The organism is Flavivirga abyssicola, from assembly GCF_030540775.2.
Taxonomy (GTDB): domain Bacteria; phylum Bacteroidota; class Bacteroidia; order Flavobacteriales; family Flavobacteriaceae; genus Flavivirga; species Flavivirga abyssicola.
In genome coordinates this window covers 3,146,612-3,160,184 of sequence record NZ_CP141266.1, presented here as the reverse complement: position 1 = coordinate 3,160,184, position 13,573 = coordinate 3,146,612, and the positions used below count along the sequence as shown (strand labels likewise).

13 protein-coding genes are annotated in these 13,573 nt (G+C 31.2%); 8 read left to right on the top strand and 5 right to left on the bottom strand.

Annotated elements, in window-relative coordinates:
* Positions 1-18 precede the first annotated feature (18 nt).
* The gene (locus Q4Q34_RS13260) at positions 19-1,644 is read left to right on the top strand and encodes an ABC transporter substrate-binding protein (RefSeq protein ID WP_303316013.1); all 1,626 of its coding nucleotides are present in this window, start codon (positions 19-21) and stop codon (positions 1,642-1,644) included.
* Positions 1,645-1,651: 7 nt separating this feature from the next.
* On the opposite strand, the gene Q4Q34_RS13255 is transcribed toward Q4Q34_RS13260, so the two are convergent.
* From Q4Q34_RS13255 to Q4Q34_RS13240, 4 genes are all read right to left on the bottom strand, one after another.
* Positions 1,652-2,332: a lysoplasmalogenase family protein gene (locus Q4Q34_RS13255; RefSeq protein WP_303316014.1), complete on the bottom strand. Its 681-nt coding sequence runs from the start codon at positions 2,330-2,332 to the stop codon at positions 1,652-1,654.
* Positions 2,333-2,663: 331 nt separating this feature from the next.
* The gene (locus Q4Q34_RS13250) at positions 2,664-3,581 is read right to left on the bottom strand and encodes a TolB family protein (protein ID WP_303316015.1); all 918 of its coding nucleotides are present in this window, start codon (positions 3,579-3,581) and stop codon (positions 2,664-2,666) included.
* A 75-nt stretch (positions 3,582-3,656) separates the two neighbouring features.
* Positions 3,657-4,832, bottom strand: a complete 1,176-nt coding sequence (locus Q4Q34_RS13245; protein WP_303316016.1) for a GlmU family protein — start codon at positions 4,830-4,832, stop codon at positions 3,657-3,659.
* 158 nt (positions 4,833-4,990) lie between these two features.
* Positions 4,991-5,242: a type B 50S ribosomal protein L31 gene (locus tag Q4Q34_RS13240; RefSeq protein ID WP_102757447.1), complete on the bottom strand. Its 252-nt coding sequence runs from the start codon at positions 5,240-5,242 to the stop codon at positions 4,991-4,993.
* A gap of 160 nt (positions 5,243-5,402) precedes the next feature.
* Here Q4Q34_RS13240 and Q4Q34_RS13235 point away from each other — a divergent pair, with 160 nt between their 5' ends.
* The 7 genes from Q4Q34_RS13235 (at position 5,403) to Q4Q34_RS13205 (ending at position 12,440) form a co-directional block, all read left to right on the top strand.
* The gene (locus tag Q4Q34_RS13235) at positions 5,403-5,933 is read left to right on the top strand and encodes a DUF4199 domain-containing protein (protein WP_303316017.1); all 531 of its coding nucleotides are present in this window, start codon (positions 5,403-5,405) and stop codon (positions 5,931-5,933) included.
* A 39-nt stretch (positions 5,934-5,972) separates the two neighbouring features.
* A complete protein-coding gene (locus tag Q4Q34_RS13230) occupies positions 5,973-6,923 on the top strand; it encodes a glycosyltransferase family 2 protein (RefSeq protein ID WP_303316018.1) in 951 nt (316 codons plus the stop codon).
* A gap of 135 nt (positions 6,924-7,058) precedes the next feature.
* Positions 7,059-8,789, top strand: coding sequence for a phospho-sugar mutase (locus Q4Q34_RS13225; RefSeq protein ID WP_303316019.1), 1,731 nt, complete (start codon positions 7,059-7,061; stop codon positions 8,787-8,789).
* Complete coding sequence (locus Q4Q34_RS13220; RefSeq protein ID WP_303316020.1) at positions 8,789-10,612, top strand: ABC transporter ATP-binding protein; 1,824 nt, start codon at positions 8,789-8,791, stop codon at positions 10,610-10,612. Before Q4Q34_RS13225 ends, Q4Q34_RS13220 begins: the two co-directional genes overlap by 1 nt.
* A gap of 292 nt (positions 10,613-10,904) precedes the next feature.
* Positions 10,905-11,447, top strand: coding sequence for an RNA polymerase sigma factor (locus Q4Q34_RS13215; protein ID WP_303316021.1), 543 nt, complete (start codon positions 10,905-10,907; stop codon positions 11,445-11,447).
* Between the two features lie 36 nt (positions 11,448-11,483).
* On the top strand, positions 11,484-11,984 hold the full coding sequence (locus Q4Q34_RS13210; protein WP_303316022.1) for a hypothetical protein: 501 nt from the start codon (positions 11,484-11,486) through the stop codon (positions 11,982-11,984).
* A gap of 12 nt (positions 11,985-11,996) precedes the next feature.
* Positions 11,997-12,440 (top strand): sensor of ECF-type sigma factor, encoded by a 444-nt coding sequence (locus tag Q4Q34_RS13205; protein ID WP_303316024.1) that lies wholly within the window; start codon positions 11,997-11,999, stop codon positions 12,438-12,440.
* Positions 12,441-12,458: 18 nt separating this feature from the next.
* On the opposite strand, the gene Q4Q34_RS13200 is transcribed toward Q4Q34_RS13205, so the two are convergent.
* Entirely contained in the window at positions 12,459-13,508 is a 1,050-nt protein-coding gene (locus tag Q4Q34_RS13200) for a WD40/YVTN/BNR-like repeat-containing protein (protein WP_303316026.1), read from the bottom strand.
* Between the last annotated feature and the right edge of the window lie 65 nt (positions 13,509-13,573).

The window sequence follows — 13,573 nt, the reverse complement described above, 5'->3', positions numbered from 1 at the left end:
TAAATTACCCGCTATTAAATGAAACTAGTGAAGACAAATATAAAATACCTAACAGTCTATTTATTCATAATAAGCTTTACTTTCTTATTAAACTCATGCACAGACAATAGATTAGTTAGCAAAGACCATCTAGTTTTCAGGTATAATGAACATGCAAACATAAATACGTTAGACCCTGCTTTTTCAAGAACTTTGCAAGATACCTGGGTAAGTAATCAATTATTTAATGGTTTAGTACAGTTGGATAGTGATTTAAATATTTTACCAAGTATTGCTAAAAACTGGGCAATCTCGGACGATGGCCTCTCTTACTTATTTACACTACGTGATGATGTGTATTTTCACAAGCATGAACTATTTGGAAAAGATTCTACAAGAGTGGTAGTTGCAGAAGATTTCCGGTATAGTTTTAACCGATTAAGGGATGAAAAAATTGCAGCACCAGGAAATTGGGTTTTAAAAAAGGTAGATGATTTTGAAGCTATAAATGATACGCTTTTCAAAATTAAATTAACGCAACCATTCCCTGCTTTTATAGGGCTATTGTCTATGAAGTATTGCTCGGTTATTCCTAAAGAAATTGCCGAACATTATGGCAGTGATTTCAGATCGCACCCTATCGGCACCGGTCCTTTTCAATTTAAACGTTGGGAAGAAAACATTAAACTTGTTTTTAGAAAAAACGACCATTATTTTGAAAAAGATAGTACTGGTGTATCTCTACCTTATTTAGAAGCCGTATCCATAACCTTTTTGCCCGATAAACAAAGTGAGTTTTTACAGTTCGCACAAGGCAATATAGATTTTTTAAACAGTTTAGATGCTTCTTATAAAGATGAGCTTTTAACAGCAGACGGGCAGCTTCGCAGCACCTACAAAGCATCTGTAAATATGATTCAAGGTCCTTATCTAAACTCTGAATACCTAGGATTTTATTTAGACTCTAAAACCCCAGAAATACAATCTGAACTCATAAGAAAAGCTATTAATTATGGCTTTGACAGAAAAAAAATGATGATTTATTTACGAAACGATATTGGCAATCCTGCTAATGGTGGTTTTATTCCTAAAGGGCTAGCAGGACATAATGAATCTATTGGTTTTAGCTACCAACCTGAAAAAGCCAAACAATTGGTTGAACAGTTTATAAAAGAAAGTGGTATATCAAAACCTGAAATCACTTTAACAACGACCAGTAATTACTTAAGTTTTTGTGAATTTATTCAACGTGAACTTGATAAAACCGGATTAGTAATTAAAGTCGATGTTATGCCTGAAGCAACTTTAAGAACAGCTAGATCAAATGGTAAAGTTGATATGTTTAGAAGTTCCTGGGTTGCGGATTATTTGGATGCAGAGAATTATTTATCGATATTCTATAGTAAAAATTTCGCTCCTAACGGCTCAAATTATTTTCACTTTAAAAACACTCTGTTTGATAGTTTATATAATAAAGCTTTTACTATTACTGGTATTGAAGAAAGAAAACATCTATATACAACCATGGATTCTATAGCCATGGCAAATGCAATCATGGTGCCTTTATACTATGACGAAGTGGTTCGCTTTACAAGAAAGAATGTTTCTGGTCTTGGAATAAACCCTATTAATTTATTGGACTTAAGAAGGGTTAAAAAAAATTGATATCATTTTAATTTTTATGCTCTTTTACAATTCCAAAAAAAATGAGATATATAGCTATGCCATAAAATAACATAATTAAAATATCTTGCATGGGTAAGTCCATTTTAAATGTTTTTATTGCCATCATGGCTTCAGAAAACTTATAGAAAATAATACCTGTAAAAACATACGAATAACTAACATTATTAACAACTCCTCTCCTTAAAAAGGCAAATTGAATCAGTAATAGTGATATAAAAAAACTAATCAGTGCTGGAGCAAAAAAATCTCCTAGGCTATTAAAAAGAAAGCTCACTATAAAAACCGTATAGAAAAATAGTATTATAGAGAAAGGGATTAGTTTGATAACATTAAAATCCGATACATGAGAAAGTCGTAAACTTAAAAAGACTTTTGCTAAAGCGAAAAGGAGTAGGCTGACACTTAAAAAAATGATATTAGTATGGTTTATAACAAATATATCTCCTAATAAAAAACTGCATAATGCTAAGATTACCCACAGTTTTTTTATCTTTCGTTGTTCATTATTATTATAATAGTAATACAAAAATAAAAGGAGCACTAAAGGCGGTTTAGAAATATATCTATACGGAAAGGGATCGAGATTTAGTTTAACTAAAATATCTATAGTTAAAATGATGAAAAAAAGAATAGTGATCTTTCTTTCATTTTTAAAAATATGTAACACAGTTTATCTTTTTAGGGCTATGATAAAAAAATCTACATACTTTTAAAGTTGTAAATCTCTGACAAAATAAGAAAAAAATTACATTTTCATAAAATAAGCCAAATTAATTTTTCTTTCTTGTTTACTTTAAAGACAATTAATCACGCTTCAAATCTCTACCAATATCATTGATTTCATCTTTTACAACAACTTCTTTTTTCTATTTTTTCTCTAATAGATAGTGAATCAAAAAATTATAATTACTAAGCCCTGTAAAATAATAATCTTTAGTTAGTTTGTAAAAATACTTTCCGACAAAAAAAGCACATATTAATCCGATCATTAAAAAAATTCAATCGATATGTTTAAAATAATAAATGTCGTCATCTCCCTTACCTTCTGGGCGTTTTGATGAAAAATAACCAGTTTTGCTTTCAGAATCTATGATGAAACAAAAGTCATCTTGCTTACTATTAATTGGTGGCGGTAATTTCTCAGCTTTTTCAAAAGTACCATCTCTATTCATAATACTTTTATAAATATCGAACCCACCAAATCCATTAGGTCTATTTGAAGAGAAATATAAGGTATTATCAGCACTCATAAAAGGAAACATCTCCCGACCATAAGAATTAACTTTACTGCTTAAATTTTTAGGGTCACTATAAGTCCCATCTGCTAAGAGATCTACCTTAAAAATATCAGAACCTCCTCTAGTAGTATTTTTTCCACCTCTAATATTAGCTGTAAAATATAATGTTTTCCCATCATTATCTAAAGCTGGATGTGCATAAGAATATTTAAGTTTGCAGAAAGGCAATACTTTAAAATTAGTCCATCCTATTCCTGTTTTAAACTCACCTACTGTAATATGAAAATTAGCTTCATTAAAATTGCCTTTTGGCATATTCTTTCTAGTATAGTTTGTCGTTAAATAAATGTGCTTCCCGTCTGGAGATATCGTAGCACTAGTAATGTGAGATATATTTTGCTTTGGGTCTATTTGTATAGGAGTAACGTTAATGATGTCAACATCTTCAGATAAATCACCCTCAAAAACTGTTAAGATAGGATTGCCTTCAAACCGCTTCACCCTTCCTTTTTTATCTAATAAGTACGATGTAAAAACAATTCTTGAACTGTTAATTTGCATCAAACCAAAATGTGGATATTTAGTGTTAATTTCTAAATTTTTAACACTAAAATCTTTAGCTTGAGAAAAACTTATTAGTCCAATAAAAAAGATTATGTAATAAAGAAGCTTTAGCATAAAAACGATGTGCTATAAGCAAATATAACCATTTGAAGTTAAACCTGTTAGAAGTTTACTATGGGTATCTCCTAATTATTCCCTTCTGTACTTTTTAGTGTCTTCAAAAACATGCTCTAAAATAACTCGATCTTGTTCTGTGAATTCCTTATTACGCCTTGCCATCACAATACTTGCAACTTCAAATACTTTCTTAGTTAAATAAGTAGTAAAACCACCATTACCGCCCCAACTAAAACTCGGTACAAAATTTCTGGGAAAACCACTACCAAAAATATTGGCACTTACCCCTACAACTGTTCCTGTATTAAACATGGTATTGATACCGCATTTGCTGTGATCCCCCATCATTAAACCACAAAATTGCAATCTCGTTTTTGCAAAACCTTCGGTTTCATAATCCCATAAACGCACTTCTGCATAGTTATTTTTTAAATTAGAAGTATTAGTATCTGCTCCCATGTTGCACCACTCTCCTAAAACGGAATTCCCCAAAAAACCGTCATGACCCTTATTGGAATTGGCAAATATCACAGAGTTGTTAACCTCTCCTCCAACCTTACTATTAGGCCCTATTGTTGTTGGCCCATAAATTTTTGCTGCCATTTTTACTGTCGCATTTTCACATAAAGCAAAAGGTCCTCTTATAATACTCCCTTCCATTATTTCTGCGTTTTTACCAATATAAATGGGTCCATTACTAGCGTTAAGCGTTGCAAATTCTAATGTCGCTCCTGCTTCTATAAAAATATTTTCTGGTGCTATAATATTATTACTAGACGGAATAGATTGTGATGTTCTTCCCTTTGTGATTAGGTTAAAATCTTCTTGAATAGTGTCTCCGTTTTTAGAAAAAATATCCCAAGTATTTTCGATCTTTATAATGTTACCGCTAAACTCAAATACTTCAAAACTGTCAAAATCAATGTCATCTTGCCCTTCTTTAGCAAAAAATGCAATAACATCTTCACCTTTAAAAATTGCCTGGTTTTCTTTTAAACCTTTTATTTTTTCAACCAATTCTACATTTGGAAGATACGATGCATTAATCATCACATTGTCTTCCAGTTCTACCATAGGATATTTATCAGATAAATAATCTTCAGTAACCGTGGTGGTGGTCGTTTTTAAAAACGTTTCCCATTTTTCACGAATGGTTAAAATTCCAGTTCTAATATCTGCTACTGGCCTAGTAAATGTAAATGGTAATAAATTATTCCGAGAAGCCCCATCAAAAAGAATGTAATTCATAAAAGGTGAAAATTGTGAGTTATGTTAGGAGTTACAAGTTTTTACACTTTAACATTAAGTAATTATTTACGTATTCAAAAATAGTTCAATTAAATAAAATAAAAAAGCCTTTCAAAAATGAAAGGCTAATAAATATTATATTATGATATACGCTTAATTTATTTTTTAAATTTAGCGTATTTAGTTTTGAACTTATCAATACGACCAGCAGTATCTACTAATTTAGATTTACCAGTGTAATAAGGGTGTGATGTTCTCGATATCTCCATTTTAACAAGTGGATACTCAACACCATCAACTTCTATAGTCTCATTAGTATCTGCAGTAGACTTTGTTAAAAACACATCGTCGTTAGACATATCTTTAAATGCTACTAATCTATAATTTTCTGGATGTATACCTTTTCTCATCGCTAAATGCTTTATTATTCTTTACAATTTTGGAGCTGCAAATTTAAGCATTTTTTATAAACGCACAATACTTTTTATTATTTTTTATTTTAACTTTTTGATGTAACGTTTTGTTATTTTTGAATACTAACAAATCAACTAACGTTTTAAACAAAATATTATGGAAAAATCATTGAAATCTATAGCTTCAAATTATGGGTTATATTTAGGAGCAATACTCGCTCTTTTAACTGTTATCGCATACGCAGTGAACCTAGGTTTACTGACCAATATGTGGTATGGCATTTTTATTTTAATAACTATAATAGTCTTAGGAATTATGTCAGTTGCAAAAACGAAACAACTGCAAAATGGGTATGCTTCATTTAAAGAAGCTTTCACATCTTATTTCCTTACTGTTTTAATCGGTTTAGTAATAAGCACTTTTATTTCTTATATACTATTTAATTTTATCGATACGGATGCTGCAGAAGTATTGAAAGAAAAAACTATTGAAAAAACAGTACAAATGCTTGAGAGCTTCAATACACCTAGTGATGCTATTGCTAAATCTGTTGAACAAATTGAATCTCAAAATCAATATTCGTTGGGAAACATTGCTAAAGGATTAGCAGGGTACTTAGTGCTTTTTAGTATCATCGGATTAATTGTTGCTGCTGCAATGAAAAAAAGTAATCCAGACACAGAATAAATTCGCTATTTTTGAATATTGAATTTAGAAAATATTTAAATGAATATATCTGTAGTTATACCACTACTAAACGAACAAGACTCATTAACTGAATTACATGATTGGATTGCTAAAGTTATGCAATCCAATCATTTTTCATATGAAATTATTTTTATTGATGATGGCAGCACAGATAATTCCTGGCAAATTATTTCGCAATTAGCATCACAAAACAAGCCTGTAAAAGGCATTCGTTTTTTTAAAAACTTTGGTAAATCTCAAGCACTTCATGCTGGCTTTGAAAAGGCAAAAGGAGATGTGGTGATTACTATGGATGCCGATTTGCAAGACAATCCTGATGAGATCCCAGAACTATATAATATGATTACAGAGGATGGTTACGATCTAGTTTCCGGATGGAAAAAGAAGCGTTACGATTCTGTTATTGCCAAAAATTTACCTTCAAAACTATTTAATTGGGCAGCCAGAAAAACTTCCGGTGTAAAACTAAATGATTTTAACTGTGGGCTTAAAGCATATCGCTTAAACGTCGTTAAGAATATTGATGTAAATGGTGAAATGCATCGCTACATCCCCGTATTATCTAAAAATGCTGGATTTACAAAAATTGGTGAAAAAGTAGTACAGCACCAAGCCAGAAAATATGGCGAAACTAAATTTGGAATGAATCGTTTTGTCCATGGATTTTTAGATCTAATTACCATTTGGTTCCTCTCTAGTTTTGGCAAACGTCCTATGCATTTATTTGGAGCCTTAGGATTTATTATGTTTACAATCGGTTTTGGATTTTCGTTTTACTTAGGTATAGATAAATTATTTTTAAATCCAACAGGCAGACTTATTACGCAACGACCTCAATTCTACATTGCACTTTCAACCATGATCATTGGTACACAATTTTTTGTTGCTGGTTTTTTAGGTGAAATTGTTTTGCGAACTAAGCAAGGGAAAAAGCGCTATTCTATTAAAAATGAGCTAAACTTTGATTAGAATTATACTTGTTTTAAAACTAACTATGCCCCTATAGAAATACTAAAACGTTTGAGTTATTAAATGTTAGTTCGATATAAAAAACAAAGATATTATCTGACTAATTGATTATTTTTGCACTTATTTAATTGAGATATGATTTATATAGAACCAAAGATTTTAGATAGAATAAATGCATGGTTAACACCAACTTTTGATGCAGATACACAAACCTTCATTAAGGATAGCATTGCAAATAACCCGAAAGATATCCAAGAAAGTTTCTACAAAGACTTAGAGTTTGGAACCGGTGGTATGCGTGGTGTTATGGGAGTTGGAACCAATCGCATAAATAAATATACACTTGGAAAAAGCACTCAGGGATTGAGTGATTATTTACGTAAATCTTTTCCAAATGAAAACCCAAAAGCGGTCATTGCTTACGATTGTAGACACAATAGTAAAACCCTTGCAAAAGTTGTTGCTGATGTGTTTTCGGCCAATGGTATTGAAGTTTATTTATTTGAAGATTTACGTGCAACACCAGAATTATCTTTTGCCGTTAAACATTTAAACTGCCATTGCGGTATTGTTTTAACTGCTTCACATAATCCACCAGAATACAACGGGTATAAGGTATATTGGCAAGATGGAGGACAATTAGTACCCCCACATGATGATGCTTTAATACAGGTTATAAATAATCTTGATTATGCTGATATAAAATTTGAAGCGAATAACAGTCTTATTCATTATATAGGAAAAGATGTAGATGATGTATTTATTAATGCTTCAGTAGAAAATGGTAGCTGTGGTGCTTCACAAGAGGCAAAAGACAATTTAAATATTGTTTTTACATCACTTCATGGTACTTCTATTACGGCAGTTCCAGAAACTTTAAAACGTGCTGGATACAAAAATGTTCATATTGTAAAAGAACAAGAGGTGCCAAATGGTGATTTCCCTACAGTAGCATCTCCAAACCCAGAAGAACCAGCAGCACTAAAAATGGCATTAGAATTAGCCGACAAGGTAAATGCCGATATTGTTATAGGAACAGACCCAGATTGTGATAGATTAGGTGTGGCTGTTCGCAATTCTGAAAACAAATTACAGTTACTTAACGGAAATCAAACCATGTTGATGATGACAGATTTCTTATTAAAGCAATGGAAAGCCGAAGGAAAAATTAAAGGCAAAGAATTTATAGCATCAACCATCGTATCTACCCCCATGTTAAACAAACTTGCTGAAGCTTATAAAGTAGATAGCAAAATTGTATTAACAGGTTTTAAATGGATTGCTAAATTAATAAAAGATTTTCCTGAACTCGATTTTATTGGTGGTGGTGAAGAGAGCTTTGGTTTTATGGTCGGTGATTTTGTAAGAGATAAAGATGCGGTTACCTCAACACTTTTAGCTTGTGAAATAGCTGCGCTATCCAAAGCAATTGGAAGTTCTTTTTATAGTGAACTTATCAAACTATATGTAGAACATGGGCTTTATAAAGAACGTCTAGTTTCTCTAACTAAAAAAGGTATTGAAGGCGCAGAAGAAATTAAGCAAATGATGATTGATGCTCGCGAAAACCCTCTAACCATAGTTAACGGATCTAAAGTAGTAAAAGTTGAAGACTACCAATTATCGATTACTAAAAATATGGTTTCTGGTGAAGAAAGCACCATTGATATTCCAAAATCCAATGTATTGATTTATTATACAGAAGACGGAAGTCAAATTGCACTTAGGCCTAGTGGAACAGAGCCCAAAATAAAATTCTATATTAGTGTTAACGCCAATTTAGAATCTGTTGATGCTTTTAATGATACTGAAGCGAAATTAGAATCTAAAATAGATGCTATTTTAAAAGACATGAAACTTAATTAATGAATTACTTCAAGCAAATACTTCGTTTTGCAAAACCCTATAAAAATTATGCCGTTTTAAATATTATCAGTAATATTTTTTATGCATTATTTGGTACGTTGGCAATGGTTTCTCTATTTCCTATGCTTAATGTTTTATTCGATAAAACTAAACAACTAAATATCAAACCTGTATGGACTGGCATTTCAAATGCAAAAGATTATTTAGAGAGTTATCTTAATTATTTTGTAACCCAAAAATCCAATGATGGGCATGACGATGTTCTTATTTTTATGGTGGTTTTGGTAATATGCATGTTTTTATTGAAAAACTTCTTCGGTTATCTTGCCATGTATTTTATAACTTTTTTGCGTAACGGCGTTCTTAAAGATATACGAAATGAGCTATTTAAAAAAATCACTCATTTACCTTTGTCTTTTTTTTCAGATAAACGTAAAGGCGATACTATAGCTAGAATAACCACAGATGTACAAGAAATTCAAGGGTCTTTTCTATCTATTCTAGAACTTATTGTTAAAGAACCCTTAATGATACTTTTTACTATCATTACCATGTTTCTCATAAGTTCACAACTTACTTTATTTGTTTTCATTTTTATACCTGTTTCTGGGTTTATTATATCTAGAATAGGTAAAAGTTTAAAAAAACACTCAGATAAAGTACAAACCGAACAAGGACACTTTTTATCAATAATAGAAGAAACTTTAGGAGGGCTTAAAGTAATTAAAGGATTCAATGCCGAAGATATTTTTGGACAAAAGTTCAAAGATTCAACTCTTAGATTCAATAAATTTTCCAATAGACTACTAAACCGTCAAAATCTAGCCTCACCAACTAGTGAGTTTTTAGGTATACTTGTTATAGCTATCTTATTATGGTATGGAGGACAAATGGTTTTAAATGAAAAAAGCCTTGAAGCTGGTTTATTTATTGTATATATGGGACTTGCTTATAATATTTTAACTCCAGCTAAAGCCATTAGCAAAGCCAGTTATAGTGTAAAAAAAGGAAATGCTGCTGCTGAACGTGTTTTAGAAATTCTAAATACATCTTCTCCTATAGCAGATAAACCCAATGCAAAAACTAAAACAGGTTTTTCTAAAGCTATTAAACTCAATAAGGTATCTTTTAAATACGAAGACGACTTAGTCTTAAAAGAGTTCACTATAGAAGTACCAAAAGGAAAGAGTGTCGCTTTAGTTGGTCAATCAGGAAGTGGCAAAAGTACTATAGCCAATCTTGTTACTCGTTTTTACGATATAACTAATGGAAACATAACTATAGACGGTGAAGATATTAGAGACTTAACTAAACATTCTTTAAGAAATTTAATTGGCTTAGTGACTCAAAAATCTATTTTGTTTAATGACACTATAAAGAACAATTTACTCATTGGCAAAGAAAATGCTACTGATGAAGAGATTATTGAGGCATTAAAAATAGCTAATGCTTGGGAATTTGTTAAAGTTTTACCCAAAGGTATAAATACAAATATAGGCGATTCGGGAGACAAAGTTTCTGGAGGTCAACAACAACGGCTCAGTATAGCAAGAGCTGTTTTAAAGAACCCTCCTATCATGATTCTAGATGAGGCTACTTCTGCTTTAGACACTGAAAGTGAACGTTTAGTTCAAGTTGCCCTTGAGAATATGATGAAAAATAGAACATCCATTGTTATAGCTCATAGATTATCTACCATACAAAATGCAGATGAAATCATCGTTCTTAATAAAGGAGAAATTGTAGAACAAGGCAAACACAAAGACCTCATCGATAAAAAAGGAGTTTACTATAAACTAGTAGAAATGCAAAGTTTCGGATAGTCTTTTATTGACTTAAAATAAAAAAAGGATAGAGATTTGGGTTTCTATCCTTTTTTTTGTTCATTGGTAGACTTGGGGACGACTATCAACAATAAGTAGGTTTCTGATACAAACATAAAACAAAAAACGGTTGCAACCAAAAAAAAACGCATTTAATCGTTATTTTAATACACTTAATCGATTAAATTACACGTAAAATACTACTAATCAATATGTTGTGAAAATTAAATAAAATCAAAAATAAAATTTAAACTTTCCGTATATTTATTAGTCTAAAGACTAAACAATTTTTGTGACCAACGAAACACAACTATTAGAACAATTAAAGTCAGAAAACCTTAAAGAGAAAGCTTTTAGGACACTTATAACGTTATATAAAGAACGCTTATATTGGCATATTCGAAATATAGTAAAGTCGCATGACGACACCGATGACGTGTTACAAAACACTTTTATTAAAGTTTATAAAAACATTCATAATTTTAAAGGGAATAGTAAATTATTTTCATGGTTATACCGAATTGCTACAAACGAATCCATTACATTTATTAATAAAAATGCCAAACGATTACAAATTACGAGTGAAGAGGTACAACAACTAGCAATAAACAATCTAACATCTGATGTCTATTTTGAAGGGAGCACCATTCAACTAAAATTACAACAAGCTATTGCTACTTTGCCAGAAAAGCAACAACTGGTTTTTAACATGAAATATTTTGAAGATATAAAGTACAAGGATATGGCTGATATTCTGGAAACAAGTGAAGGTGCCTTAAAAGCATCATATCACATAGCCGTCAAGAAAATTGAAGCGTATTTAACTAAAGATTAAACCTTTATTAAAAAGACAAGTCTTATTAATAAAATAATGAAACAGAACAAACTACATAACATTAAAGGAACAGGGTTTAAAGTCCCTGATGATTATTTTAACACTTTAGAAGATGTTATTTTAAGTGATATAAAGCTTAATAAAATGTCAAAAGACTCCGGTTTTAAATTGCCTGAGGACTATTTCAATAATTTGGAAGATACCATTATAGACAAAGTTTCAACTAAGCCCCCTGCAAAAGTAATTCCTTTGTTTAGAAAAAAAACCATCATTTATTTATCTGGTATTGCTGCAGCTATATTACTTTTATTTAACCTTTCTTTTCCTGAAGAAAAACCAGCTTTTGACTCTTTAGACTTTGAAACGGTTGAAAACTATATAATGAACGAAAATATTGGTTCCTATGAAATTGCAACACTACTATCTGAAAAAGATTTGTTAGAAGAACATTTTATAGAATACAAAGAAGGGGACGAAGACACTATAGAAAACTATATATTAGATAATCTAGACATTGATGATATCATTCTAGAATAAAGCACAACACTCATGAAAAAAATCATATTTCCCATATTACTATTTCTCTTTTCGCTTAATATTTCAGCGCAGCATAATAGAGGAAAAATAAAAACACTTAAAGTATCTTTTATTACAGAAAGGTTAGATTTAACAGAGCAAGAAGCTCAGAAATTTTGGCCTGTTTATAATAACTATGATAATGTGACTTCTAAAATAAGACATGAAGATATTAGAAATATCCGTCGGGAGATAAGAAGAAATATTAGCACACTAACTGATGAAAGAGCTAAAGAATTAATTACTAAGATAAATGAAGCCGAAAATTCACTTCATAAACAACGTATGGAATTATCATCTAAATTGTTAAAAATTATTTCACCTAAAAAAATAATTTTATTAAAAATAGCTGAAGATGATTTTAAAAGAAAAATGTTAGAACATTACAAAAATAAAGGGCATAAGAGAGGGAATTGAGAGTAGAAATTAAAAATTTTATTCTCTAAAAATCAACCTAGCTAATCTTCCTGAGCCAGCAGCATAAGCAATCGAATCATTTAAAAATCGAATGGTATAAAAACCTTCATCGCTAAGATGCTTCCATGAATTACCAGAATCATTACTATAGTCAATCCCTTTAAACCCAATAGCTACTAACTCTTCCCCTGCTCTATTTGGTATATATTGCACACAACTTCTGTAACCAGGATTTTCGTTATTAGCAACCAACTCCCAAGTTTTACCTCCATCAATCGTTTTAATTTTATTAGCCTTATTGTTATCAGGTTTGGTATAGTCTCCTCCAATAGCAAACCCGTTAAGTTCATCGTAAAAATCTATAGAATACATCCCCGTAGTTTCTTTTCCCTGTACAATAGGTGTATCAGATACCTCCCAGCTTTTTCCTTTATCAGGCGAATATAAAATTCTACTAGCTTTTCCTCCGGTCGCCACCCAAGTATGATTATCCACAATAGCAATATTGGTATCACTCGCAGCAAAAGCAGCTTCGCCGACTATAGCTTTTGGTAAAGAACCACAAGGCAACTTATTCCATGTTTCTCCACCATCCCTAGTAATAATTATACTCATACAGGTATCTGTCGGGTCACCAATAGCGATACCTTCTTGGTCATTCCAAAAATCCATAGAATCGTAAAAGGCTTTAGGGTGATTTTCTTTATAAACTAATTTTCCATTCATATATAACAATGCTGGAGATTCAATAGCTAATCCAAAAACTCTATTTTCTGCATATGCTAAAGCTCTATAATTTGGAGGCTTAATCGAATCTATTTCCATCCATTCCAAAGTTGTTAAATTTCTCGAGTTTTCAGACGGCTTATAAACATATATTTCTCCGTTAGAAGTCCCGAATAAAACCTTTCCTTTCACAACTTCCAAAGCCCTAACATTTAACAGAGAGTCTTGCACCAAATTCTCTACTTCAACTTTAGAAATATTCCTAGGTTCAAAAGTCTCTTTGGACTTACAACTCAAAAGTACCAAAACGTTAAAAATTAATAACAACGTGATCTTATTCATAAAACACCTTCATTTTAGTTAAAAAAATACGTACAAGTACGTATTTCAGTTTTTATATTTATATG

Excerpts from the sequence above, each read along its gene's own strand:
- Q4Q34_RS13245 (WP_303316016.1), bottom strand. The coding sequence starts at position 4,832 with ATGAATTACATTCTTTTTGATGGGGCTTCTCGGAATAATTTATTACCA.
- Q4Q34_RS13235 (WP_303316017.1), top strand. The coding sequence starts at position 5,403 with ATGGAAAAATCATTGAAATCTATAGCTTCAAATTATGGGTTATATTTA.
- Q4Q34_RS13260 (WP_303316013.1), top strand. The coding sequence starts at position 19 with ATGAAACTAGTGAAGACAAATATAAAATACCTAACAGTCTATTTATTC.
- Q4Q34_RS13225 (WP_303316019.1), top strand. The coding sequence starts at position 7,059 with ATGATTTATATAGAACCAAAGATTTTAGATAGAATAAATGCATGGTTA.
- Q4Q34_RS13240 (WP_102757447.1), bottom strand. The coding sequence starts at position 5,242 with ATGAGAAAAGGTATACATCCAGAAAATTATAGATTAGTAGCATTTAAA.
- Q4Q34_RS13205 (WP_303316024.1), top strand. The coding sequence starts at position 11,997 with ATGAAAAAAATCATATTTCCCATATTACTATTTCTCTTTTCGCTTAAT.
- Q4Q34_RS13210 (WP_303316022.1), top strand. The coding sequence starts at position 11,484 with ATGAAACAGAACAAACTACATAACATTAAAGGAACAGGGTTTAAAGTC.
- Q4Q34_RS13230 (WP_303316018.1), top strand. The coding sequence starts at position 5,973 with ATGAATATATCTGTAGTTATACCACTACTAAACGAACAAGACTCATTA.
- Q4Q34_RS13200 (WP_303316026.1), bottom strand. The coding sequence starts at position 13,508 with ATGAATAAGATCACGTTGTTATTAATTTTTAACGTTTTGGTACTTTTG.
- Q4Q34_RS13220 (WP_303316020.1), top strand. The coding sequence starts at position 8,789 with ATGAATTACTTCAAGCAAATACTTCGTTTTGCAAAACCCTATAAAAAT.
- Q4Q34_RS13250 (WP_303316015.1), bottom strand. The coding sequence starts at position 3,581 with ATGCTAAAGCTTCTTTATTACATAATCTTTTTTATTGGACTAATAAGT.